Origin of the sequence: Alistipes sp. ZOR0009, from assembly GCF_000798815.1 — a bacterium.
Lineage (GTDB): Bacteria > Bacteroidota > Bacteroidia > Bacteroidales > ZOR0009 > Acetobacteroides.
This window is the reverse complement of sequence record NZ_JTLD01000119.1, coordinates 141072-141427: the sequence shown is the minus strand read 5'-3', so window position 1 is coordinate 141427 and position 356 is coordinate 141072. Positions and strand designations below refer to the sequence as shown.

Genomic DNA, 356 nt, shown 5'->3' with positions numbered 1-356 from the left:
CCAACCTTACCTACCGCAGCGTTTACTACGACGATGACACCAACCTCCCTGTGCCCATCACCATGGAGGAGAACGTACTGGCAGGCGAAGGAGCCATATTCGTGCATACCATCCAGCAGTTTCTAAAGGGCGAAACCGCCCTTGTAGAACGAAACCTAAACATTATGGAGACTGTCTATTTGAAAAAGAATGCCGTACACCTAGAGTCAGAGAAGTATGAGCTAGATTTTTTCAAGGCGCTATACGCTAGGGATAGGTCAAAGTGCGAGGAGGCGCTGAGCGCGCTGGTAAGCCCCAAAATCCATCGGGCAAGAAATGACGACAGCCTTTTGAAGAAGTACGTATCAATGCCCGCG

General features: G+C 50.0%; 1 protein-coding gene. It reads left to right on the top strand.

Going from position 1 to position 356, the window contains the following annotated elements:
* Positions 1-356: immunity 49 family protein (locus L990_RS20270; protein WP_197057332.1), on the top strand; the 356-nt coding region annotated here is incomplete at both ends.